A 23,179-nucleotide genomic window follows, 5' to 3' on the forward strand; every position below is an offset into this window, starting at 1 on the left:
GCGGCGGCGCAACGGCCGTCGCGGCAACGACCGGTCGATCACCCGACCGGTGGGGTGCACCGCCTCAGTTCGCGGTACGCGTGCGCATGAATACGTAGCCCATGATCGAGACCCTAGCCCGGCCCGGCTGACCGCACCACAGCATTACCGGGCCAGGCGTTAAGAAGGGCCCCTTCCTCTACCGAATGCGATAAGAAGGGGCCCTTCCTTACACAGCTCAGGCGCCGCGCAGGGTGGCGCCGAGGCGGGACGCCGCCTCGGCCACCGCCGCGTCGCGGGCGGCCACCGCCTCCTCGACGGTCAGCGTCCGGTCCGGCGCCCGGAAGGTGAGCTTGTACGCCAGCGACTTGCGGCCCTCGCCGAGCTGCGCGGAGGCGTACACGTCGAACAGGCGCACCGATTCCAGCAGGTCACCGGCACCGTCGACGAGCGCCCGCTGCACGTCGGCGGCCGGGGTGTCGGCGTCGACCACGAGGGCCACGTCGATCAGCGCCGGCGGGAAGCCGGAGATGTCGGGTGCCGGCACCGTCGCCGCCGCCGGCACCGCGTCCAGGTTCAGCTCCATGGCGCTGGTACGGCGGGGCAGCTCCAACGTGGACACGACCGCCGGGTGCAGTTCCCCGGCGTGGCCGACCACCTCACCGTCGACCAGGACCTCCGCGCAGCGCCCGGGGTGCCAGGGGGCGTACGCGGCGGAGCGGACCCCGACCCGTTCGGCGGCCAGGCCGGCGGCGGCGAGCACCACCCGGGCCGCCTCGACCGCGTCGGCCCAGCCGGCGGGGCGCCCGGCGCCCCACCAGCCGGCCGGGTCGATGTCCCCGGCGAGCACCACGGCGACGTGCCGGGGCTGGTCGGGGACGGTCGCGTCGGCGGCGGCGAACTCGGCGTCGGTGGGTCGCCGGTCGACCCCCATCGCCGGCGGGGTGCCGGCGCCGGGACGCGGGTGGAAGACCGTGCCGATCTCGTAGAGCGCCAGGTCCCGCTGGCCCCGGCCGAGGTTGCGCTTGAGCACACCGAGCAGCGGGCCGAGCAGGCTGGTCCGCATCAGGGGTTCGGTGTCGGCGAGCGGGTTGGCGAGCCGGACCGCCGACCGCCGGGGGTCGTCGGCGGGCAGCCCCAGCAGGTCGGGCAGCTCCGGGCTGACGAACGGGTACGCCAGCACCTCGACGTGACCCTGCTCGGCCAGGGCACGGGCCACCGACCGGTGCCGGCGCTGGCTGGCCGTGAGCCCCCGACCGGGCGGCGCGGTGGGCAGCACGCTGGGCACCTCGTTGTACCCGTCGAGCCGGGCGACCTCCTCGACCAGGTCGGCCGGGTCGGTCAGGTCGGGTCGCCAGCTGGGCGGGGTGACCACGAGCGCGGTGCCGCCTCCGGCAGCCACGCCGACCGACCCGGGGTCCTCGGCGAGCCGGTCCGCGCCGGTGGTGACGGTGCAGCCGACTGCCTCCAGCAGGGCGACCACCCGATCCGGCGGGTACGCCACGCCGATCCGCCGGGTGGGCAGGTCGGCCGGGAGGCTGACCGGGGTACGCGGCCGGACGTGGTCGAGGTCCAGGATCTCCGCGCCGGCCGTGCCGCCGCCGTGCGTGGTGAGCAGGTGCACCGCCCGCTCGATCGCGACCAGCGGCAGGGCCGGGTCGACGCCCCGCTCCCAGCGCTTCGCCGCCTCGCTGAACAGCTTGTGCCGGCGGGCCGTCCGGCCGACCATCACCGGGTCCCAGTGTGCGGCCTCGAAGAGCACGTTGACCGTACCGGCGACCACCTCGCTGGTCTCCCCGCCCATCACGGCGGCGAGCGAGATCGGCCCGCTGTCGTCGCAGATCACCATGTCCTCGGCGACCAGTTCCCGGGTCACCCCGTCCAGGGTGGTCAGCTTCTCCCCCGCCGTGGCCCGGCGGACCACCAGCGGGCCGGTGAGCCGGTCGGCGTCGAAGGCGTGCATCGGCTGGCCCAGTTCCAGCATCACGTAGTTGGTGATGTCCACCGGCAGCGAGATGCTGCGGATGCCGGCGACGGTGAGCCGCTGCTGCATCCACCCGGGGGTCGGCGCGGTCGGGTCGACGCCGCGCACCATCCGGGCGGCGAACCGGTCACAGCCGACGGTGTCCTGCACCTCGACCGGGTACGCCGGCTGGTCGGTGCCAACGGGCGCGGGCACCAGACCGGGGTCGCCGAACGGTACGCCGAAGGAGTGCGACAGCTCGCGGGCGATGCCGCGCACGCTCATCGCGTACCCCCGGTCCGGGGTGATCTCGACCTCGACCACGACGTCGTCCAGCCCCACGACTGACCGGGCGTCGTCGCCGGGGCGGGCCGGGGTGTCGGCGGGGAGCACGATGATCCCCGAGTGGTCGTCGCCGAGCCCCAGTTCCATCGCCGAGCAGATCATGCCGTGGGAGTTGCGGCCGTACGTCTTGCGCGCCCCGATGGCGAAGCCGCCGGGGAGCACCCCGCCGGGCAGGATCACCACGACCCGGTCGCCGGGGGCGAAGTTACGGGCACCGCAGACGATCTCCTGCGGCTCGCCGGTGCCGTTGGCGGTGCCGACGTCGACCCGGCAGAACCGGATGGGCTTCTTGAAGCCGGTCAGTTCCTCGATCTCCAGGACCTGACCGACCACCAGGGACCCGGTGACCGTGTCCCGCAGGTCGACCACCGACTCGACCTCCAGGCCGAGGTCGACCAGCGCCTGCTCCAGGTCACCCGGGGCGAGGTCAGCGGGCAACTGGACGTGCTCACGCAGCCAGGAAAGCGAAACTCGCATTGTTCAGACCACCGTCTCCGTTACTCGTTGCCGCATCCCGTTACGCCTCGACCCCGAACGCGCGGGTGAACCGCACGTCGCCCTCCACCATGTGCCGCATGTCGCTGACCCCGTTGCGGAACATCAGGGTGCGCTCGATGCCCATGCCGAAGGCGAATCCGGAGTAGACCTCGGGGTCGATGCCGCAGGCCCGCAGCACCCGGGGGTTGACCATGCCGCAGCCGCCCCACTCGACCCAGCGGGGACCGTCGCGGTGTTCGGGGAACCAGACGTCGAACTCGGCGGACGGCTCGGTGAACGGGAAGTAGTGCGGGCGCCACCGGGTCCGCGCGTCCGCGCCGAACATGGCCCGGGCGAAGTGGTCAAGGGTGCCGCGCAGGTGGGCCATGGTGATGCCCTTGTCGACCACCAGTCCCTCCACCTGGTGGAAGACCGGGGTGTGGGTGGCGTCCAGTTCGTCGGTGCGGTAGACCCGCCCCGGGCAGACCACGTAGATCGGCGGGGTGCGGGTCAGCATGGTGCGGGCCTGCACCGGCGAGGTGTGGGTACGCAGCACCAGACCGGACCCCTCCGCCGTACCGTCCGGCGCGGCGACGTGGAAGGTGTCCATCAGGCCTCGGGCCGGGTGGTCGGCGGGGATGTTCAGCGCGTCGAAGTTGGTCCACTCCAGCTCGACCTCGGGCCCCTCGGCGACCTCGTAGCCCATCGCCACGAACAGGTCGCTGACCTGCTCCATCAGGGAGGTCAGCGGATGCCGGGCGCCGCGCGGGCGGCGGTCGAACGGAACGGTGACGTCGACCCGTTCCTCGACCAGGACCCGCTCGGCCCGCTCCCGCTCCAGGGTTTCGGAGCGGGCGGCGAAGGCCGACTCGATCAGCCGGCGGGCCTCGTTGACCCGCTTACCGGCGTCGGCCTTGGCGGCCGGTGGCAGCGCGCCGATCTCGCGGCGGGCCAGCGAGACCGGGGCCCGGTCACCGAGGTGCTGGTGCCGCAGGGCGGCGAGCGCGTCGAGGTCGGCGGCGTCGGCGAAGGCCTTCCCGGCCTCGGCCACGGCGGCGTCCAGCGCGCTCTGGTCCAGCAGGGCGACCTGCTTCGGGTCGTACGGATCGTTGCGGTAACTCATGGCGTACGGGCACTCCCTCACGGCGGGGCCGACCCTGACGGGTGGCGAAGGCGAGTTTACGGACGCGCGGCTGTGCCGCAGCCCGCCGGTGGGAGGGTGCGCAGGGTCAGGTCAGCCCCGCCGCCCGCCGGGACCGGCGGGCTGGCTAAACGAACGCCGCACAGCGTTCATCATCTGGACGACTCCCTGGACCTATCGAAGTGCTCTGGCTGAAGCGTACAGGCAGACGGCCGCGGCGGCAGCCAGGTTCAGGCTCTCCGCGCGCCCGTGCAACGGCACCCGGACCCGGGCGTCGGCGACGGCGGCCAGCTCGGCGGGGAGGCCGTGCGCCTCGGACCCGAGCAGCCAGGCGGTCGGTGCCGCCAGTGCACCCGCGTCGGCCAGGTCGTCCAGGTCGGTGTCGCCGTGGCCGGTGGCGGCGAGGACCCGCAGCCCGGCCGCCCGCAGCGCGTCGACCACCGGGTACGGGTCACCGGCGCGGACCACGTCGACGTGGAAGAGGCTGCCGGCGGAGGCGCGTACCGCCTTGCCGTTGTACGGGTCGACGGTGTCCCCGGCGAAGACGACCGCGCCGGCGCCGGCCGCGTCGGCGGTGCGCAGCACCGTGCCGGCGTTACCGGGATCGCGGATCCCGGCGAGGACCGCGACCAGTCGGGGTCCGGTACCGGCCGGGGCCAGGGCGGCGGCCAGCGGGACGTCCAGGTGCCGGCAGACGGCGACCAGGCCCTGCGGGGCGACCGTCTCGGCCAGCGCGGCGAGCGCCTCGTCGGTGACCGGGGAGACGGGTACGCCCGCGTCGACGGCACGCGCGGCGAGGTTGGCGTACCGGTCGAGGGCGGCCGGGGTGCCGAAGAGTTCGGTGACCAGGTCCGGCCGGTCGAGGGCCTCCCGGACCGCCTGCGGCCCCTCGGCGAGGAACCGGCCGGTGGTGTCCCGGTCCCGGCGGCGCTGGAGTCGACGGGCGGCGACCACCCGGGGCGTACGGGGTGTGAAGAGCACGGGATGCGGCTCCATGACGTGGTCGAGGCGCCCCCCGGACGCAGGTGACGGCACGGGGGACGCCTCGGTCAGGTACGGCGGATCAGGCGGCCTGGGCCGCCGCGCCACCGGTGCCCTCGGCCGCGACCGCGGCCCGGGCCACCTCGACGATGGCGGCGAACGCCGCAGCGTCGTTGACGGCCAGGTCGGCCAGGATCTTCCGGTCGACCTCGACCCCGGCCAGCTTCAGGCCCTGGATGAGGCGGTTGTAGGTCAGCCCGTTGGCGCGGGCACCCGCGTTGATCCGGGTGATCCAGAGCTGCCGGAAGTCGCCCTTGCGGTCGCGACGGTCCCGGTAGGCGTACTGCATCGAGTGCAGCACCTGCTCCTTGGCCTTGCGGTACAGCCGGGAGCGCTGACCCCGGTAGCCGCTGGCGGTCTCCAGCAGGGTACGGCGCTTCTTCTGGGCGTTCACAGCCCTCTTGACGCGTGCCATCTCGACTTACTCCTTCAGTTCGGGTTGGCGCGTGTCAGCGGCCGAGCAGCTTCTTGATTCGCTTGACGTCGGCCTTGGCCAACTCGACCGTGCCGGTCAACCGGCGGGTCTGGGTGGAGGGCTTCTTCTCCAGGTTGTGGCGCAGGCCAGCCTGCTGGGCCACGACCTTGCCACGGCCGGTCACCTTGACCCGCTTGCCCATACCCGTGTGGCTCTTCATCTTCGGCATGTGAAACGTATCTCCCCTGTTACTCGCCGGTGGTCCCGGCGGGTCCGGCCGCCTCGGCCGGCGGTGCCTCAGCCAGCGGCGCCTCAGCCAGCGGCGCCTCGGCAGCGCTGGCCTCCCGCTCCCGCGCCGATCCCGCCCGGGCCGCCGTGGCGGAGGCCTTGACCGCTCGGTGCGGAGCCAAAACCATGATCATGTTGCGACCGTCCTGCTTCGGAGCGGCCTCGACGTACCCCAGCTCCGAGATCTCGGACTCGAGCCGGCGCAGGAGCCGGTAACCCAGCTCCGGGCGGCTCTGCTCCCGACCGCGGAACATGATCGTCACCTTGACCTTGTCGCCGGCCTTGAGGAACCGCACCACGTGACCCTTCTTGGTCTCGTAGTCGTGCGGATCGATCTTCGGCCGGAGCTTCATCTCCTTGATGACGGTCTGCTGCTGGTTGCGCCTGGCTTCGCGCGCCTTGAGTGCACTCTCGTACTTGAACTTGCCGAAGTCCATGAGCTTGCACACCGGCGGGCGCGCCATCGGCGCAACCTCGACCAGGTCCAGACTGACGTCCGCGGCCAGCTGCAGGGCGCGCTCCAGTGGGACGATGCCCACCTGCTCGCCCTCGGGGCCGACCAGTCGGACCTCACGTGCCCGGATCTGCTCGTTCACGCGTGGTTCGACGCTGATGGGGCCTCCTCGAGTCCGTTTCTCCAAAGGGTGCGACCCCGCGCGCTCCCGGGTGGGAGCGACCCGGAAAGCAGAAGGCCCCGGCGCATGCCAGGGCCCGCTCGACCGGTCGGCACGATCCAATGATCGCGCATCCGGCCCGGAAAAAACTCCGAACCGGTGACCGGACCCGGACACCGTGGGTGACTCGGGTGGGAGCAGGCGCTCCGCTTCACGGCTGCGTGAGCAAAAGTCCGCAGCCTGGTCGACCGGACAACACTACCACCCCTGCCCGGTTCCACCCAGTCAGGGCCGGTCAGCCGGTCGCGACGGTCCGGGCCCGACGCCAGCCCGGTCAGCCGGTCGCGGTCAGCCGCCGGCCAGGGCGGTCAGCCGGTCCTGGTGCAGCCGGCGCAGCGCCCGTACCCCGGCCACCGCCAACTCCCGGTCCGCAGCCTGCAACGCCACCATCGGTACCAGGTCGTCGTCGTGCAGCTCCAGGCTCGCCCACGGGGCACCCCGGTCGAACCGCACCCCCCGGACGACCTCCCAGGGCAGCTCGTACGAGCCGATCACGTTGCGGACCCGGATCCCCCGGGCGTCCGCCTCCACCCGGGGCCGGGTGAGCAGCAGCACACCGAGCGCGCCGAGCAGGCCGAGGCCGACCATGGCGACCTGGTCGCCGCGTTGGAAGGTACCGAAGCCGTTACCGGTCGAGCCGGTCATCGTGGCGGCCGCGAGACTGGCGATCAGCACCAGTGCCACGGCGACGGACCAGCACACCAGCCGGATCCGGCCGGGCCGCAGGCGGACGACGTCGGAATCACTCACCCGACCAGTCTGCCATCCGGTTCGACGGGTTCGGCCGGGACGACCGGCTCCGGCCGAGCCCGCCGGCCGATTCCGGCGACGAGTACCGCCACCAGGGTGAGCACCGCGCCGGCCAGGACCGGCAGGCTCGGCCCCGGCCCGGTCGGGACGACCGCGTCCAGCAGCAGCGCGCCGGCCAGCTGCCCGGCCACCAGGGCCAGGCCGGTGCGGAGCACCCCCACCGAGCGGACCCCGACCAGCAGCGCGGCCACGATCGCCACGCCGCACAGGCCGCCCAGGTAGAGGTACGGCTGGGCCGGCCAGGACAGCCCGGCCAGGTTGCCGAACGCCCCGGCCAGCGCGGCCACGGCGAGGATCGCCGGGGTACCGACCGCGAAGTTGACCACGGTGGCCGCCGCGCCCCCGACCGCCGCACCGACCCGGCCGTTGAGCGCGGCCTGACCGGCCACCGCGATCCCACCGGCGACCGCGAGTAGCACCGGGGCCACCGCCAGCTCGCCGAGCGGTCGGCCGGTCTGGGCCAGGGCGACCGCGCCGATACCGAGCAGCGCGCCGGTCACCCGGGCCGGGGTGAGCGCCAACCGGCCGGTCGGCGCCAGCCCGGTCCGGTCCACGGCGAGCCCGCCGAAACTGCTCCCGGCCACCTGGGCGATGGTGAACAGCGCCACCCCGAGCACCGGTACCACGTAGCTGGCGACCACCACGATCACCGCGCCACCCAGCCCACCGAGGTACGCCCACCAGGGCAGCCCGGCGTGCCGCAGCCCGGCGAGCGCGGCGCGCACCGGCCGGGCCAGGAGCAGCCCGACCCCGATGAGCAGGCAGCCACCGAGGTTGTTGACCACCGCGCCGATCGTCGGGTTACCGACCCGCTCCCCCAGCTCCGCGTTGACCAGGCCCTGCGCGGCGGAGGCGACCCCGCCGAGGACGACCAGGCCGAGCGCGAGCCAGCCCGGCAGGACGCCCCCGCTCGGGCGGGAACGCCTGGCCGGTCGACGCCTCACAGCCGGCAGGCGTGGATGTTGGTGACCAGGATGGCTCGGGCCCCGAGGTCGTAGAGCTCGTCCATCATCCGGTGCACGTCGTCGCGGCGGACCATCGCCTGCACCGCCACCCAGCCCTCGCGGTGCAGCGGGGAGATGGTCGGCGACTCGATGCCCGGGGTCAGACCGGTGGCCTGCTCCAGCAGGTCGGCGCGGACGTCGTAGGCGAGCATCACGTACCGGCGGGCGACCAGCACGCCCTGCAGACGGCGGAGCAGCTGGTCGGCCTGGGCGCAGCCGGGCGCACCGGTGCGCCGGACCAGCACGGCGGAGGAGTGCAGCAGCGGCTCGCCGAAGACCACCAGGCCGGCCTGGCGCAGGGTGGCACCGGTCTCGACGACGTCGGCGATGACGTCGGCCAGGCCGAGGCGGACCGCGTTCTCCACCGCGCCGTCGAGCCGGATGATCTCCGCCTTGATGTCCTGCCCGGCGAGGTGCCGCTCGACCACCCCGGGGTACGCGGTGGCGATCCGGTGCCCGCCGAGGCTGTCCACCGAGCCGATCCGGTCCGGCCGGGCGGCGAACCGGAAGGTGGCCCGACCGAAGGAGAGGTCGATGACCTCCTCGGCCGGGGCTCCGGAGTCGACCAGCAGGTCCCGGCCGGTGATACCGAGATCCAGGTCCCCGGAGCCGACGTAGGTGGCGATGTCCCGGGGACGCAGGTAGAAGAACTCGACGTCGTTGCCCTCGTCCCGGCAGACGAGGTCCTTGCTGTCGGTGCGCTGGCGGTAGCCCGCCTCACGCAGCATGGCGGCGGCCGGTTCGGCCAGGGTGCCCTTGTTGGGAATGGCGACGCGCAGCATCGGAGTGCTCCTTACGATCGGATCCGGTCGTCGGGTGGGGCACTCAGAGATGTCGGTAGACGTCCTTCAGCTCCAGCCCGGTCGCGAGCATCAGCACCTGCGCCTGGTACAGCAGCTGGGAGATCTCCTCGGCGGCCCGTTCCGGGCCCTCGTGCTCGGCCGCCATCCACGCCTCGGCCGCCTCCTCGACGACCTTCTTGCCGATTGCGTGCACACCACGCTCCAGCGCGGCCACCGTAGCCGAGCCCGGAGTGCCGGCCGCGGCCTTCGCCTGCAACTCGGCGAACAGCTCCTCGAACGTCTTCACGGGATCCGATTCTCGCAGCCAGCCGATCGGCACCGGGGCACCGGGGCACCCCCGTCCCGCCTTCCCTATCTCGGTAGTGGGTTACTGTATGGATGCTTGTCGAGATCACGCCTATGCTGTCCGCCATGGCCCGCCGCGCTCCGGTCGCCGTCGCGACCGTCACCGCCGTCCTCGCCGCACTCACCGGTTGCGCCCCGCAGGACAACGATCCGGCCCCCGCACCGGCCCGCGCCTCGTGCACCAAGGACAGCCTGCCCACCCGGACGGCGGGGCGGCTCACCATCGCCACCGACGATCCGGCGTACGAGCCGTGGTTCACGGACAACAAGCCGGAGAACGGCGAGGGGTTCGAGGCGGCCGTCGCCTACGCGGTGGCCGAGCAGCTCGGGTACGCCCGCAGCGACGTGACCTGGACCCGGGTCCGGTTCGACAACGCAATCGCGCCGGGGCCCAAGGAGTTCGACTTCGACATCAACCAGTTCTCCATCACCGAGGCGCGCAAGCAGGCGGTCGACTTCTCCACGCCGTACTACCTGTCCCGCCAGGCGGTGATCGCGCTGAAGTCCTCCACGATCGCCGGCAAGCGGTCGCTGGCCGACCTGCGTGGGGCCCGGCTCGGCGCCCAGGTCGGTACGACCAGCTACCAGGCGATCACCGAGATGATCAAGCCGACGGTCAAGCCGCAGGTCTACAGCAGCAACGACGACGCCAAGAAGGCGTTGCAGAACGGCCAGGTGGACGGGATCGTGGTCGACCTGCCGACCGCGTTCTACATCACCGGGGCGGAGATCACCGAGGCCACCATCGTCGGGCAGGTGCCGCAGGTGGGCGTACCGGAGGCGTTCGGCCTGCTGCTGGACAAGAACTCCCCGCTGACCTCCTGTGTCAGCCGGGCGGTCGGCCAGCTGCGCGACGCCGGCACGCTCACCGAACTCGAACAGCGCTGGCTGGCCCAGGCGGCTGGGGCCGCCGAGCTGACGTGACCCTGACCGGTCACGTCCCCTCCGAGGTCCAGCGGCGCCGACTGGCCCACCGGCGTCGGCAGACCGTCCGATCGGTGCTGGTCGCCGCCGCGTCGACGGCGGTGCTGGGTACCCTGCTGGTGGTCGCGGTCACCGGCGCACCCGGCTGGGATCGGGTCCGGCAGTCCTTCCTGGACCCGGCGATCGCCCGGGCCGCGCTGCCCGACGTGCTGGCCGGGCTCTGGCTCAACCTGCGGCTGCTGGTCTGCTGCGCCGTCGGTGCGCTGCTGCTCGGGCTGCTGGTGGCGCTGCTGCGGACGCTGCGCGGGCCGGTCTTCTTCCCGGTCCGGGCGCTGGCCGCCGGTTACACGTACACCTTCCGGGGCCTGCCGCTGATCATCGTGCTCTACCTGCTGACCCTCGGCGTGCCGGGGCTGCGGCTGGCCGGTACCCCGTCGGTGCTGGTGCTCGGCGGGCTCGCGTTGATCATCACCTACGGCGGTTACCTGGCCGAGGTGTTCCGCGCCGGCATCGAGTCGGTGCACCCGAGCCAGTTCGCGGCAGCCCGCTCGCTGGGGCTCACCTACCGGCAGGCGATGCGGCACGTGATCCTGCCGCAGGCGGTCCGCCGGGTCGCCCCGCCGCTGCTCAACGACGTGGTGGCGTTGCAGAAGGACGTCGGGCTGGTCTCCCTGGCGGGGCCGATCGACGCGGTCCGCGCCGCGCAGATCGCCACCGCCGAGACCTTCAACTACACGCCGTACCTCGTCGCCGGGGTGCTCTTCGTGCTGCTCGCGATCCCGTTGATCGCGGTCACCGACTGGGTGACGCTGGGCGCGGCCCGCCGGTCCGGGAGGTGAGAGCCGTGCCGACCGTGCTGACCTGCCGCAGGGTACGCAAGGAGTTCGGTGGCCCGCCGGTGCTGGCCGACCTCGACCTGACCGTCGCCGAGCACGAGGTGGTGGCCCTGATCGGCGCCTCCGGCTCCGGCAAGTCCACCCTGCTGCGCTGCGTCAACCTGTTGGAGGAGATCGACGACGGGGTCATCGAGCTGGACGGCGAGGACGTCTCCGATCCCCGGGTCGATCCGGACCGGGTACGGCGCCGGATCGGGATGGTGTTCCAGTCGTACAACCTCTTCCCGCACCTGAGCGTGCTGGCCAACATCACCCTGGCCCCGCGCCGGGTGCACCGGCGGGACCGCGCCGACGCCGAGGCCCAGGCCCGCGACCTGCTGGCCCGGGTGGGACTGGCGGACAAGGCGGACGCCTACCCGGACCGGCTCTCCGGTGGCCAGCAGCAGCGGGTGGCGATCGTCCGGGCGCTGGCCAACTCGCCCCGGCTGATGCTGCTCGACGAGATCACCTCGGCGCTCGACCCGGAACTGGTCGGTGAGGTGCTGGCGATGGTCCGGGACCTGAAGGCGGACGGGATGACCATGGTGCTGGCCACCCACGAGATGGGCTTCGCCCGGGACGTCGCCGACCGGGTCTGCTTCCTCGACGGCGGCCGGGTGGTCGAGCAGGGCCCACCGGAGCAGGTGCTCGGCGAGCCCACCCAACCGCGTACCCGGCAGTTCCTGCGCCGGATCATCGAGGCCGGCCGGCTCTGATCCGGCACCGTGCCGGTCACGACGCCGGCCGGGACCCCGTGGTCGGCCGGCGGCCGACCACGGGGCCGGTACGACTCAGAGCGAGCGGATCGCCAGCGCGGCGTCCAACGCGGCGACGGTCGCCGCCCAGCCCTTGTCCTCGGCGGAACCGGGCAGCCCGGCCCGGTCCCGGGCCTGCTCGATGGTGTCGACGGTCAGTACCCCGTGCGCCACCGGCCGGCCGGTGTCCAGGGCCACCCGGGTCAGCCCGTCGGTCACCGACCGGCAGACGTAGTCGAAGTGCGCGGTCGCGCCCCGGACCACCACGCCGAGGGCGACCACCACGTCGCAGCGGTCGGCCAGTGCCTGGGCCACCACCGGCAACTCCACCGAGCCGGCGACCCGCAGCACCACGGACTCCGCCCCGCACTCCTTGGCCGCCTCGACCGCCCGCGTCACCATGTGGTCGGTCAGCTCACCGTGCCAACGGGCGGCGACCACCCCCACCGTCAGCCCGGTGGCGTCGACCGCCGTGACCCCTGGCTCCCCGAAACCCGCCACTACGCCGATCCTTCCGCGATCTCGTCCAGTTCGTCGAGCAGATGGCCCATCCGGTCCCGCTTGGTCCGCAGGTAGCGCACGTTCTCCGGGTGCGGGCGCACCGGCAGCCCCTCCCGCCCGCTGATGGTCAGCCCGTACCCCTCCAGCCCGGCCCGCTTGGCCGGGTTGTTGGTGAGCAGCCGCATCGAGCGCACCCCCAGGTCGTAGAGGATCTGCGCACCGGTGCCGTAGTCCCGGGCGTCGGCCGGCAGCCCCAGCTCCAGGTTGGCGTCGACGGTGTCCCGGCCCAGGTCCTGCAACTGGTACGCCTGGAGCTTGTGCAACAGCCCGATGCCGCGTCCCTCGTGGCCACGGACGTAGAGCACCACCCCACGCCCCTCCTGGGCGACCCGGGCCAGGGCGGCGTTGAGCTGGGGACCGCAGTCGCAGCGCAGCGAGCCGAACACGTCCCCGGTGAGGCACTCGGAGTGCACCCGGACCAGCACGTCCGCCCCGTCGCCGATCTCGCCGTAGACCAGCGCGACGTGCTCGGCGCCGTCGTAGTGGGTGCGGTACCCGACCGCCCGGAACACCCCGTGCGGGGTGGGCATCCGGGCCGTGGCGCCCTGTTCGACCTGCTTCTCGGTCCGCCGCCGGTAGGCGATCAGGTCGGCGATGGTGATCAGGGTCAGCGAATGCTCGGCGGAGAACTTCTCCAGGTCGGGCAGGCGCATCATGGTGCCGTCGTCGTTGACCAACTCGCAGAGCACACCGGCCGGACGCAGCGCGGCGAGCCGGGTCAGGTCGACGGCCGCCTCGGTGTGCCCGGGCCGGCGCAGGACGCCGCCGGAGCGGGCCCGCAGCGGCACCACGTGCCCGGGACGGGCCAGGTCGGCCGGCCCGGTGGTCGGGTCGGCGAGCAGCCGGATGGTGTGCGCCCGGTCGGCTGCCGAGATGCCGGTGCTGACCCCCTCCCGGGCGTCCACCGTCACCGTGTACGCGGTGCCCCGCCGGTCCTGGTTGGTGTGGTACATCGGCGGCAGGTCCAGCCGCTCGCAGTCGTCCTCGGTCAGCGGCACGCAGATGTAGCCGGAGGTGTGCCGGACCATGAAGGCCAGCAGTTCCGGGGTGGCCAGTTCGGCGGCGAAGATCAGGTCGCCCTCGTTCTCCCGGTCCGCGTCGTCGACCACGACAACCGGCCGGCCGGCGGCGATGTCCGCCACCGCCTGTTCGATGGAGCCGAAACTGCTGTTCATGCCAGGGCCTCCGAGTAGGTCGGCGGAATCGGGGCGGGGGTCCGGGCGGTAACGCGCGAGGTGCGCCACCAGCTCACGAAGCCCCAGGCGCAGGAGAATCCGTACAGCAGGTACCTGGCGTCCGGGGGATGGACGCCCGGGCCGGTCACGTCGTGGCCCCCAGCGCCGGCAGGACCCCACCACCCAGCCCACCGGCCGGCCCACCGGCTGCCCGCTCGCCGAGCAGCCGTTCGACGTACTTGGCCAGCACGTCGACCTCCAGGTTCACCGGGTCCCCGGACTGCCGCCGACCGAGCGTGGTGAGCGCGCAGGTGGTGGGGATCAGCCCCACCGAGAACCAGTCGGCCCCCACCGCCGCCACGGTCAGCGACACCCCGTCGACGGTGATCGAGCCCTTCTCGACGACGTAGCGGGCGAGCGGCGCCGGCAGGTCGAAGGTGACCGTCTCCCACTGCTCGGCGGGCTCCCGGTCGCGTACCCGGCCCACGCCGTCGACGTGCCCCTGCACCAGGTGCCCGCCGAGCCGGCTGCCGAGGGTGGCGGCCCGCTCCAGGTTGACCGGGTCACCGGCGGTGAGCGTACCCAGCGACGACCGGCGCAGGGTCTCGCCCATCACGTCGGCGGTGAAGGCGCCGTCGACGGTGTCGACCACGGTGAGGCAGACCCCGTTGACCGCGATGGAGTCGCCGTGCCGGGCGTCGGAGGTGACCACCGGGCCGCGCACGGTGAGCAGGACCGAGTCCGCCCCGGTGGGCTCCAGCCGGACGATCTCGCCCAGTTCCTCGATGATGCCGGTGAACATGTCAGCCCTTCCTGCTGCGGGGCAGCGCGGTGACCCGCAGGTCGGGTCCGACCCGCGTGATGTCGGTGATGTCCAGGTCGATGACCTCGCCGATGGTCTGCACGCCGGCGTCGGCCAGCGCGGCGGGGCCGGCGCCGAGCAGTTTCGGCGCGAGATAGCCGATCACCTTGTCGACCAGCCCGGCGGCGAGGAACGCACCGGCCAGGCGCGGGCCGCCCTCCAGCAGCACGGCGCGCACCCCCCGGGCGTGCAGGACGTCGAGCAGGGCGGTCAGATCCACCCCGCCGTCCGGGTCGGCGCCGACCTCCGCCGCGGTCGCCACCCAGGTGCGCGCGGCGCCGTCGCGGACCCGGGCCCCGGCCGGGGTACGCCCCGCGCTGTCCACCACGACCCGCAGCGGCTGCCGGATGGCCAGGGTGCCGTCGCGCAGGTTCCGGGCGGTCAGCCGGGGATCGTCGGCGAGCACGGTGCCCACCCCGACGACGACCGCGTCGACCGTGGCACGCAGGGCGTGCACGTCCATCCGGGCCGCCTCGGAGGTGATCCACATGCTGGTGCCGTCGGCCGCCGCGGACCGCCCGTCGAGGGTGGCGGCGTACTTCCAGATGACGTACGGCCGGCCGTGCCGGACCGAGTGCAGCCAGGCGATGTTGCCGGCCTCGGCCTCGTCGGCGGCTATTCCGGTGACCACCTCGATGCCGGCGGCGCGCAGGTTGGCGGCGCCCCCGGCGGCGACCGGGTTCGGATCGGTCACGGCCAGCACCACCCGGGCGACCCCGGCCTGGATCAGCGCGCTGGTGCAGGGGCCGGTGCGACCGGTGTGGTTGCACGGTTCCAGGGTGACCACCGCGGTGCCGCCCCGGGCCCGTTCCCCAGCCTGGGCCAACGCCACGATCTCGGCGTGCGGCCCGCCGGCGTACGCGTGGAAGCCCTCCCCGACGATCTTGCCGGCCGGGTCGAGCAGAACGCAGCCGACGACCGGGTTGGGGCTGGTGGTGCCGAGGCCACGGGCGGCCAGACCGATCGCGCGACGCATCGCCTCATCGATGGAGACGCTCGCCATCGCCTGCCCCTTCCGTGGCTCGCCGGGAGCGCGGGCGGGGGCGGGAGGCTGCCGGCTGTGCAGCCGACGCGGCGGTGGCGGAGGATCCGGGAACGGCAGAGCCGACCCGGCGGGATCCGCACGGCAGCCGGCATCGGCGGCCACAGACCCGTCCGTCCCGCGCGCTGTCTCCCATCCGGACTGTCTGAGCGCGGTAGGAACCGCCCTCAACCGTCGGCCCCGGATTCTCACCAGGTCCACCGGGCGGACGAGCCGACCGGGTCGCGGGCTTACCACGGCCGCAGCCATGGATCACCGCCGGTTCGGAATTACACCGAGTCCCGCCAGCGCGTGGTGGGTACCGTGGAAGTGTTACACGTCCACCCCGGTGCTCCGCTACCCCGGCGACCGAGTTCACACCCGGTTGACCCTCAGGTGCGCCGCCGGTCCACGGCGACGTACGACCCCGGCTGGCTCTTGGCGACCGTCTTCATTTCCGAGGCGACCGCGATCGCGTCCAGCGGGTCGGTGAGCCGGCGCCGTGCGGTGGACAGGGCCACCCCGATGGAGAGGGTGACCAGGGCGGCCCGTCGGATGTTGCCCCGCCGGTCCTTCAGCTCGACGTAGCCGCGCCGGCCGTCCACCGGGTCGTAGAGGGAGTCGGCGGCCTTCTCGAAGTCGACCACGGCCCGCTCGGTTAGCGGGCGGACCTGCTCAGGCGTGCAGACGATCACGAAGTCGTCACCACCGATGTGGCCGAGGAACGCCGGTGGCAAGCCGACCGTGACCACCGCCCGGTGCAGGCTGCGGGCGAGCGCGCTGATGAAGTCGTCGCCGCGGACGAAACCGTACCGGTCGTTGACGCTCTTGAACCGGTCGATGTCGATGTAGCCGACCGCGTAGTCGACACCGTTGCGGACCCGGTCGGTGATCTCCCGGCGGACCCGGCTGTTGCCGGGCAGGCCGGTCAGCGGGGAGACCTCCCGGAACTCCTTGTTCCGGCGCAGGGTGGAGCTGACCCGGGCGATCAACTCGGCGGTGTCGAACGGTTTGACCAGGTAGTCGTCCGCTCCCGCACTCAACCCGTTGACCTTGTCCACGGTCATGCCCTTGGCGGTCAGCATGATCACTGGTAGGGCGGAGGTCATCGGGTCGGCCCGTAGCCGGCGGGTCAGCTCCAACCCGTCGATCCGGGGCATCATCAGGTCGACCACCGCCAGGTCCGGGCGCTGTTCCTCGATGACCTCCAGGGCCTCCTGGCCGTCGCTGGCGTGCAGCACCTCGAAACCGTGCAGCTTGAGGTTGAACGCGACGAACCGGGCGATGTCCTCGTCGTCGTCGACGACCAGGATCACGTCAGGCCGTTCGTCACCCGCATCGACGCTCACGCCGGCCGCATGCTCCCCTCGGCGAGGGCACGCAGGCGGCGTACCGCCTCGGCCGGATCGGCGGCGCCGTAGACGGCGGTACCGGCGACGAACGCGTCGGCCCCGGCCTCGGCGGCCTGCTCGATGGTGTCGGCGGCGATCCCGCCGTCCACCTCGATCCGCAGCTCCAGATGCCCGGTGGCGGCGTGCCGGCGGGCCACGCGCACCTTGTCCAGCAGCCCGGGAATGAACCGCTGTCCGCCGAAACCCGCCTTGATCGTCATGATCAGCAGGGTGTCGAAGCTGGGCAGCAGATCGAGGTAGGGCTCGATCGGGGTGTCCCGGTCGATGGCCAGCCCGGCCTTGGCCCCGGCCGACCGCAACTCCTTGGCCAGCGCGACCGGGTCGTCGCAGGCCTCGGCGTGGAAGGTCACGTTGTACGCCCCGGCGTCGGCGTAGCCGGGCGCCCAACGACGCGGATCGGCGATCATCAGGTGCACGTCGAACGGGATGCTGGTCGCGGCCTTCAGGCTCTGCACCACCGGCAGACCGATGGTCAGGTTGGGCACGAAGTGGTTGTCCATCACGTCGACGTGCAGCCAGTCCGCCGCGGATTCCACCGCGCGGACCTCCTCGGCGAGACGGGCGAAGTCGGCGGCGAGGATGCTGGGCGCAATGATGGGCGGCGGTACGGTCACCGCGTCAGTGTACGAACGCCGGACCGGACGGTGACACGGCATCACCGGTCGACGGTGGGTGGTGACGCCGTGACCCGGTCGGCGCCCTCCTGGGAAGTGGTGACGCCGTGACCCGGTCGACGCCCTCCTGGGAAGTGGTGACGCCGTGACCCGGTCGACGCCCCCCGGGGAGGTGGCCCGGTGCCACACCGGTCGTCCCCTCCGTCCACAGCCGACCACCGGGGTGGGGCGGGGGCCCGCCGCAGGGCGGCGGTTGCCGTAAGCTGCTGCGCCGACGGTTCACCGCATGGGAGCGCGTCTCATCGCAGGGGGCACGTCTCATCGCGGGGACGCGTCGATGACCGGTCGAGGCCTGGGGAGGGCGATCTGATGCGACGGTGGCTGACAGCAGTGGCGCTTGGCGGGACGGTGGCGCTGGCCCTGACCGGCTGCGCCAATCCGGCCGGGGTCGACGGCGAGTTGACCGACGACTGGGCGATGGTCAGTGAGGCCAAGTCGTTCGTCCCGGATGCCGGCGTCTGCCTGCCGAGCGGAGACAACCCGGGCTTGTTCAGCAGCTACAACCCGCTGGACTGCGCGGAGAACCACCAGATCGAGGTCGTGCACGTCGGTACCCTGACCGGCGCGAACGCCGAGCGCACCAGCCCGCCGCCGGAGGACTCGCCGGCGGCCCGCGAGGCGTTCGCCGAGTGCGACCGGGCGGCCAGCACGGCGGTCGGAGCCGAGTGGCGCGGCGGTCGGCTCAGCCTGAACGTCGGCTTCCCCCCACCGGCGGGCTGGGCCGGCGGGGCCCGGTGGTTCCGGTGTGACCTGGCCGAGATCACCAGCCTCGACGACCGGAGCATGGTGATGCGTAAGGGCAGCCTGACCGGGGCGCTGAAGGACGGTTCGGCGCTGGCGCACACCTGCTTCTCGCCGAAGATCTCCGGCGACGATGTCGAGGAGATGCGCCCGGTGTCCTGCACCAGCAAGCACCGGGCCGAGTTCGCCGGCACCTACACCGCACCGGACACGTCCTACGACGCGTTCGTCCGCAACAGCGAGGCGATCCACAAGAGCTGCCGGAAGGTGATCGCCAGCTTCGCCAAGGTGCCCAACGACTCCCGGCTGGTGTACCGCACCGGCTCGATCTTCTACCCGCCGCAGGAGGAAGCCTGGGACAAGGGCGACCGGGGCGTGCAGTGCTTCGTCTGGGTCAGCAACCGGGATCTCACCGGGTCGGTCAAGGGCAACGGGGCGAAGCTGCTGCCGGTTCGCTGACCGGGCCGCCGGTCACTGCGACGAAGACCGGGCAGATACACCCGTCGGGGCGGCTGGACGGAAACGTTCCGCCGCCCCGACGGACAACCGGACCGGGAGACCGACGCGGGCCGGTCAGCCGCGCCGCAGCACCGCCAGGAACATCGCGTCGGTACCGTGCCGGTGCGGCCAGAGCTGCACCGTCGGCCCGTCCCCGAGACCGGGCATGCCTGCCGGCAGCAACGGACGCGCGTCGACGAAGTCGACCGGGACGCCGGACCGCCGGGCCGCCTCGGTCACCGTCACGTGGGTCTCCACTGTGTGCGGAGAGCAGGTCACGTAGGCGACCACCCCACCGGGCCGGACCGCGCGCAGCGCCGCGGCGAGCAGTTCCCGCTGGAGCCGGGTCAACGGTGGCAGGTCGGACGGCTGACGCCGCCAGCGCGACTCGGGGCGCCGACGCAGCGAGCCGAGGCCGGTGCAGGGCGCGTCGACGAGTACCCGGTCGAACCCACCCTCGGGCAGGTCCCGGTCGGCGCCGACGGTACGACCGTCGGTGTGGAGCACGGTGACCGGCAGACCCCGGACCGCCTGCTCGACCAGCCGGGCCCGGTGCTCGGCCACCTCGACGGCGGTGAGCGACGCCCCGCGTTGCGCGGCGAGTGCGCCGAGCAGACCGGCCTTGCCCCCCGGGCCGGCGCAGAGGTCCAGCCAGCGGACGTCGGGGCCGTCCAGCGGGGCGACCGCGAGGGCGTTGGCGACCAGTTGGGAACCCTCGTCCTGGACGTGGGCCCGCCCCTCGGCCAACGCGGCCAGCTCGCCCGGCGCCCCGCCGGGCAGGTAGACCGCGAACGGCGAGAAGGCGCCCGGTGCGCCGCCGACCTCGTCAGCGAGGGCCACCGGGTCGGCCCGGCCGGGCCGGGCGCAGAGGTGCACCGGTGGGCGTTCGTTGTCCTCGATGAGCAGCCGGGCGGTCTCGGCGAGGTCACCGCCGAGTGCCTCGGCGAACGCCCGCACGATCCACTCCGGATGGCTGTAGGCCAGGGACAGGTGCCCCACCGGGTCGGTCTCCATCGGTGGGGCGAGCTGGGCGACCCAGGTGTCCAGGTCCTTACCGGCGACCTCGCGCAGCACCGCGTTGGCGAAGCCCGTCGCCCCCGGACCCACCGAGCGGACCAGGTCGACCGTGGAGCTGACCGCCGCGTGCGCCGGTACCCGGGTGTACAAAAGCTGGTAGGCGCCGATCCGCAACGCGTCGCGGACCGGTGGGTCGATGCGCTGCACGTCCCGGCCGGCGGCGGCGGTCAGGATCGCGTCCAGCGTGCCGAGCACCCGCAGGGTGCCGTAGGTCAGCTCGGTGGCGAAGGCCGCGTCCCGGCCGTGCAGCCGCAGGTCGCGCAGGATCGCCGGGAGGACCAGATTGGCGTACGCGTCATCGCGGTGCACCGCCGCGACCGCCTCGTACGCGGCCTGCCGGGGCAGGTCGACGGTGGGGCGTGCCGGGCGTTGCGGCCGGCCGTCCCGGCCCTGACCGGCACCGGTCCGCCCGCCGCCGTCCGGACGGCCCTGACCGGTCCGCCGGCCCGCGTCCGGACGCCCGCGCCCGCCACTGTCGGAACGCCGCCGCTCGCCGCCACCGCCGCCGTCGGAACGCCCCCGGTCAGCCCGCTCACCGCCGTCGGAACGGAACGGACGTGACTCGCCCCCTGCGGCACCGCCAGAGCCCTGCGGGCCCGTCACGCGAACAGCTCCCCGGTTGCGACCCGGACACCGCGCGCCCAGTCGGTCGCGGGCATGGCCCGCTTACCGGCCGCCCGCACCTCACCCAGAGTGACCGGGGTGGTGGCCGTGCCGGCCAGCACCCGTCCCCGTTCCACCAGCAACTCCCCCGGTTTCAGCTCTGGTCCGTCGGCGACCGGCCGGACCGGGCCGAGCTTGACCCGGTCGCCCCGGAAGGTGGTCCACGCGCCGGGGGCCGGCGTGCAGGCCCGGATCCGCCGGTCGACCGCGAAGGCCGGATCGGACCAGCGGACCTCACCGTCGGCCGCGGTCAGTTTCGGCGCGTGGCTGATCCCGTCGGCCGGCTGCGGCACCGCGCGGGCCGTCCCGGCGGCAAGCGCGTCGAGCACCGCCACCAGCAGGCCGGCACCGGAGTGGGCCAGTCGCTCCAGCAGGTCGCCGGAGGTGTCGGTGGGCCGGATCAGATCGGTCACCGTACCGAAGACCGGGCCGGTGTCCAGGCCCTCCTCCAGCTGGAAGACACTGGCGCCGGTCAGCTCGTCGCCGTGCAGCACGGCCTGCTGCACCGGTGCCGCGCCCCGCCACGCCGGCAGCAGGGAGAAGTGCAGGTTGATCCAGCCGAACCGGGGGATGGCCAACGCGTCCGGCGGCACCAGGGCGCCGTAGGCGACCACCGGTACGCAGTCGACGTCGAGTTCCCGCAGCCGGTTCTGGAACTCCGGCTCCCGGGGACGCTGCGGGGTGAGAACCTCGATGCCCCGCTCGTCCGCCCAGGCGCCGACCGGGGAACGGACCAGTCCCCGGCCCCGGCCGGCCGGGGCGTCGGGGCGGGTCACCACGGCGACCAGCTCATGGCCGGAGGCGGCGATGGTGTCCAGGGCGGGCAGCGCGACGGCCGGCGTACCGGCGAAGATCAGACGCACCGGCCGCTCACCGACCCAGACCGAAGGGGTTAGCGGCGGTGTGCGGGCTGAGCTTGACCACCGGCGGCGCGGCCTGGTCGTACCACTCGGCCCGGCGGATCGCCTTCATCGCCTCCTTGCGGGCGTCACCGTCGAGCCGGTCGACGAAGAGCACCCCGTCGAGGTGGTCGGTCTCGTGCTGCACGCAGCGGGCCATCAGACCGGTGCCGACGATCTGCATCGGGTCGCCGTAGGAGTTGAAGCCCTTGGCGATCACGTTCATCCGGCGCTTGGTGTCGAAGTAGAGCCCGGGGATGGAGAGGCAGCCCTCCGGGCCGTCCTGCTCCTCCTCGTCGGGGAAGTCGAGCACCGGATTGACCAGGTGGCCGAGCACGTCGTCCACCTCGAAGCTGAAGACCCGCAGTCCCACGCCCAGCTGGGGCGCGGCGAGGCCGGCGCCGTTCTGCTCGCGCATCGTGTCGGTCAGGTCGGCAACCAGCCTGCGCAGCTCGGCATCGAAATCGACCACCGGCTCGGCCGGCGTACGCAGCACCGGATCCCCGAAAAGACGGATGGGCTGAACGGTCACGCGGGTTGACTCCTTAAGGGCGGGTGGTGTCGGCCGTACCAGTCTACGTAGTGCCCCGCCCGGCACGGACCGGCGCAGCCTGCCCTGCCCGACGCAGCCGGGCCGGTTGCGAACGCCCGCCGAACGCGGTGCGGGCCGGTTACGGCCCGACGAACGGGTCCGCTGTTAAGAGGGGGCCCTTCCTATACCGAAAACGATAAGAAGGGGCCCTTCCTTACGCCGGGTCGGCGGCGAGGACGGGCCGGCCCCGCTCCAACGGCGGGAGGGTGATCCCGTGCACCGCCTCCCAGTCGTGGATGGTGCTCTCGCTCACCTGGGCGAAGAACTCCAGCGCGGTCAGGCCGCCGACGACCGGCTCGTCGGCCTCGGCGACCAGCCGGCCCGGTACCAGCGGGAAGCCGCTGCGCAGGGCCGCGCTGAGCCGCCGGTGGCCGTCGATGGCGAAGAAGTACTCACCGGTGTACCCGATCCGCAGCGGCTCCAGCGCGGTCTCGCCGGCCTCCCGTACCCGCTCCACCAGGTCGCTCTTCTCCAGACCGCGCAGGCCGTGGATCTCCTCGGTCGGGTAGACCCGACCCGGGTCGAGCAGCAGCAGCGGAGGCGAGTCCCGCAGGATGTCCGCGCCCAGCGAACCCTCGTAGGCGGCGATGATGCGGTCCACCACCTCCATCGCGGAGGCCCGGGTGGTGTCGCAGATCAGGTCGTAGTTGCGCAGCCGGGCCTTGTCGACGCCGTACCGGACGATGAACCGGTTGCGCTCGCTGTCGCTGCGCTCGCGCAGTTTGGTCTTGGCCTCGGCCAGCGAGGTGTAGCTCTCCGCCGGGCCGGAGGGGCGGGCCAGCACCCGGCGGGCCGCCTCGCCGGGCTCGGTGATCATGTGCACCTTGAGGGCGTTGCGGAAGAAGTGCCAGGCAAGCCGGGAGTCCACCACGAGTTGCTCGCCCGAGTCGGCGATGTCCTGCTGGAGCTGGTCGACGTACCCGTCGACCGCCTGGTCCAGCTCGGCGTGCAGGTTGAGCTGCAACGCGGTCATCTGCCGCTGCTGGGCCATCTCCCGGTAGAGGTCGCCGACGCTGATCCGCCGCAGCCCGAGCCGCTTGGCAATCTCGACGGAGACGGTGCTCTTCCCGCTGCCGAGGTCACCGTTGAAGACGATCGACTGACGAACGGTCACGACTGGCACCCCTGATCACCGGCTGATTGACATCATCGATTTGGGCGTCGA

24 protein-coding genes and 1 riboswitch are annotated in these 23,179 nt (G+C 72.9%); of the genes, 4 read left to right on the plus strand and 20 right to left on the minus strand.

The genetic code is table 11. The annotated features are described in order from the left end of the window. Positions 1-217 precede the first annotated feature (217 nt). From pheT to V6U90_RS09595, 10 genes are all read right to left on the minus strand, one after another. Positions 218-2,764 (minus strand): phenylalanine--tRNA ligase subunit beta, encoded by a 2,547-nt coding sequence (pheT, locus tag V6U90_RS09550; protein ID WP_334433553.1) that lies wholly within the window; start codon positions 2,762-2,764, stop codon positions 218-220. Positions 2,765-2,804: 40 nt separating this feature from the next. After that, positions 2,805-3,887, minus strand: a complete 1,083-nt coding sequence (pheS, locus tag V6U90_RS09555) for a phenylalanine--tRNA ligase subunit alpha (protein ID WP_334433555.1) — start codon at positions 3,885-3,887, stop codon at positions 2,805-2,807. A 192-nt stretch (positions 3,888-4,079) separates the two neighbouring features. Further along, positions 4,080-4,901 (minus strand): TrmH family RNA methyltransferase, encoded by an 822-nt coding sequence (locus V6U90_RS09560; RefSeq protein WP_334433557.1) that lies wholly within the window; start codon positions 4,899-4,901, stop codon positions 4,080-4,082. A 67-nt stretch (positions 4,902-4,968) separates the two neighbouring features. Next, positions 4,969-5,361, minus strand: coding sequence for a 50S ribosomal protein L20 (gene rplT / locus V6U90_RS09565; RefSeq protein ID WP_208811803.1), 393 nt, complete (start codon positions 5,359-5,361; stop codon positions 4,969-4,971). 34 nt (positions 5,362-5,395) lie between these two features. Continuing rightward, positions 5,396-5,590 carry a 50S ribosomal protein L35 gene (rpmI, locus tag V6U90_RS09570; protein WP_334433560.1) on the minus strand — a complete coding sequence of 65 codons (195 nt, stop codon included), beginning with the start codon at positions 5,588-5,590 and terminating at the stop codon, positions 5,396-5,398. Positions 5,591-5,609: 19 nt separating this feature from the next. Next, positions 5,610-6,245 (minus strand): translation initiation factor IF-3, encoded by a 636-nt coding sequence (gene infC / locus V6U90_RS09575; protein WP_334433561.1) that lies wholly within the window; start codon positions 6,243-6,245, stop codon positions 5,610-5,612. A gap of 366 nt (positions 6,246-6,611) precedes the next feature. Beyond that, positions 6,612-7,073: a PH domain-containing protein gene (locus V6U90_RS09580; protein ID WP_334433563.1), complete on the minus strand. Its 462-nt coding sequence runs from the start codon at positions 7,071-7,073 to the stop codon at positions 6,612-6,614. Next, entirely contained in the window at positions 7,070-8,077 is a 1,008-nt protein-coding gene (locus tag V6U90_RS09585) for a DMT family transporter (protein ID WP_334433566.1), read from the minus strand. The genes V6U90_RS09580 and V6U90_RS09585 overlap by 4 nt, the downstream gene beginning before the upstream one ends. Next, the gene (gene hisG / locus V6U90_RS09590) at positions 8,074-8,919 is read right to left on the minus strand and encodes an ATP phosphoribosyltransferase (protein WP_334433568.1); all 846 of its coding nucleotides are present in this window, start codon (positions 8,917-8,919) and stop codon (positions 8,074-8,076) included. Before hisG ends, V6U90_RS09585 begins: the two co-directional genes overlap by 4 nt. A gap of 43 nt (positions 8,920-8,962) precedes the next feature. Further along, a complete protein-coding gene (locus V6U90_RS09595) occupies positions 8,963-9,226 on the minus strand; it encodes a phosphoribosyl-ATP diphosphatase (protein WP_101366712.1) in 264 nt (87 codons plus the stop codon). A gap of 125 nt (positions 9,227-9,351) precedes the next feature. Here V6U90_RS09595 and V6U90_RS09600 point away from each other — a divergent pair, with 125 nt between their 5' ends. The 3 genes from V6U90_RS09600 to V6U90_RS09610 are packed head-to-tail and all read left to right on the plus strand — an operon-like array spanning position 9,352 to position 11,800. Next, positions 9,352-10,209: an ABC transporter substrate-binding protein gene (locus V6U90_RS09600; protein WP_334433576.1), complete on the plus strand. Its 858-nt coding sequence runs from the start codon at positions 9,352-9,354 to the stop codon at positions 10,207-10,209. 2 nt (positions 10,210-10,211) lie between these two features. After that, on the plus strand, positions 10,212-11,048 hold the full coding sequence (locus V6U90_RS09605; RefSeq protein WP_442933557.1) for an amino acid ABC transporter permease: 837 nt from the start codon (positions 10,212-10,214) through the stop codon (positions 11,046-11,048). Positions 11,049-11,053: 5 nt separating this feature from the next. Further along, positions 11,054-11,800 carry an amino acid ABC transporter ATP-binding protein gene (locus tag V6U90_RS09610; RefSeq protein ID WP_334433580.1) on the plus strand — a complete coding sequence of 249 codons (747 nt, stop codon included), beginning with the start codon at positions 11,054-11,056 and terminating at the stop codon, positions 11,798-11,800. Between the two features lie 75 nt (positions 11,801-11,875). Here the strand turns inward: V6U90_RS09610 and ribH are convergent, their stop codons facing one another. From ribH to rpe, 6 genes are all read right to left on the minus strand, one after another. Continuing rightward, entirely contained in the window at positions 11,876-12,340 is a 465-nt protein-coding gene (ribH, locus tag V6U90_RS09615) for a 6,7-dimethyl-8-ribityllumazine synthase (protein WP_334433582.1), read from the minus strand. Continuing rightward, a complete protein-coding gene (locus V6U90_RS09620) occupies positions 12,340-13,575 on the minus strand; it encodes a bifunctional 3,4-dihydroxy-2-butanone-4-phosphate synthase/GTP cyclohydrolase II (RefSeq protein ID WP_334433584.1) in 1,236 nt (411 codons plus the stop codon). Before V6U90_RS09620 ends, ribH begins: the two co-directional genes overlap by 1 nt. A gap of 145 nt (positions 13,576-13,720) precedes the next feature. After that, on the minus strand, positions 13,721-14,377 hold the full coding sequence (locus V6U90_RS09625) for a riboflavin synthase (protein WP_334433586.1): 657 nt from the start codon (positions 14,375-14,377) through the stop codon (positions 13,721-13,723). 1 nt (position 14,378) lies between these two features. Continuing rightward, positions 14,379-15,440, minus strand: coding sequence for a bifunctional diaminohydroxyphosphoribosylaminopyrimidine deaminase/5-amino-6-(5-phosphoribosylamino)uracil reductase RibD (gene ribD, locus V6U90_RS09630; RefSeq protein ID WP_334433588.1), 1,062 nt, complete (start codon positions 15,438-15,440; stop codon positions 14,379-14,381). 159 nt (positions 15,441-15,599) lie between these two features. Next, a riboswitch (FMN riboswitch) is annotated at positions 15,600-15,772 on the minus strand. A gap of 78 nt (positions 15,773-15,850) precedes the next feature. Next, positions 15,851-16,807, minus strand: a complete 957-nt coding sequence (locus tag V6U90_RS09635; protein WP_334433590.1) for a response regulator — start codon at positions 16,805-16,807, stop codon at positions 15,851-15,853. Then, positions 16,804-17,484, minus strand: coding sequence for a ribulose-phosphate 3-epimerase (gene rpe / locus V6U90_RS09640; protein WP_334433592.1), 681 nt, complete (start codon positions 17,482-17,484; stop codon positions 16,804-16,806). Before rpe ends, V6U90_RS09635 begins: the two co-directional genes overlap by 4 nt. 369 nt (positions 17,485-17,853) lie before the next feature. Here rpe and V6U90_RS09645 point away from each other — a divergent pair, with 369 nt between their 5' ends. Further along, positions 17,854-18,744: a septum formation family protein gene (locus tag V6U90_RS09645; protein WP_334433594.1), complete on the plus strand. Its 891-nt coding sequence runs from the start codon at positions 17,854-17,856 to the stop codon at positions 18,742-18,744. 114 nt (positions 18,745-18,858) lie between these two features. Here V6U90_RS09645 and V6U90_RS09650 read toward each other — a convergent pair whose 3' ends face one another. The 4 genes from V6U90_RS09650 to V6U90_RS09665 all read right to left on the minus strand — a co-directional run bounded on the left by V6U90_RS09650 (position 18,859) and on the right by V6U90_RS09665 (position 23,128). Continuing rightward, the gene (locus V6U90_RS09650) at positions 18,859-20,463 is read right to left on the minus strand and encodes an RsmB/NOP family class I SAM-dependent RNA methyltransferase (RefSeq protein WP_442933556.1); all 1,605 of its coding nucleotides are present in this window, start codon (positions 20,461-20,463) and stop codon (positions 18,859-18,861) included. Continuing rightward, the gene (fmt, locus tag V6U90_RS09655) at positions 20,460-21,386 is read right to left on the minus strand and encodes a methionyl-tRNA formyltransferase (RefSeq protein WP_334433596.1); all 927 of its coding nucleotides are present in this window, start codon (positions 21,384-21,386) and stop codon (positions 20,460-20,462) included. Before fmt ends, V6U90_RS09650 begins: the two co-directional genes overlap by 4 nt. A 7-nt stretch (positions 21,387-21,393) precedes the next feature. Next, positions 21,394-21,954: a peptide deformylase gene (def, locus tag V6U90_RS09660; RefSeq protein WP_334433598.1), complete on the minus strand. Its 561-nt coding sequence runs from the start codon at positions 21,952-21,954 to the stop codon at positions 21,394-21,396. 214 nt (positions 21,955-22,168) lie between these two features. After that, complete coding sequence (locus V6U90_RS09665) at positions 22,169-23,128, minus strand: AAA family ATPase (RefSeq protein ID WP_334433600.1); 960 nt, start codon at positions 23,126-23,128, stop codon at positions 22,169-22,171. Positions 23,129-23,179 lie beyond the last annotated feature (51 nt).

Origin of the sequence: Micromonospora sp. CPCC 206060 (assembly GCF_036906895.1) — a bacterium.
Lineage (GTDB): Bacteria > Actinomycetota > Actinomycetes > Mycobacteriales > Micromonosporaceae > Micromonospora.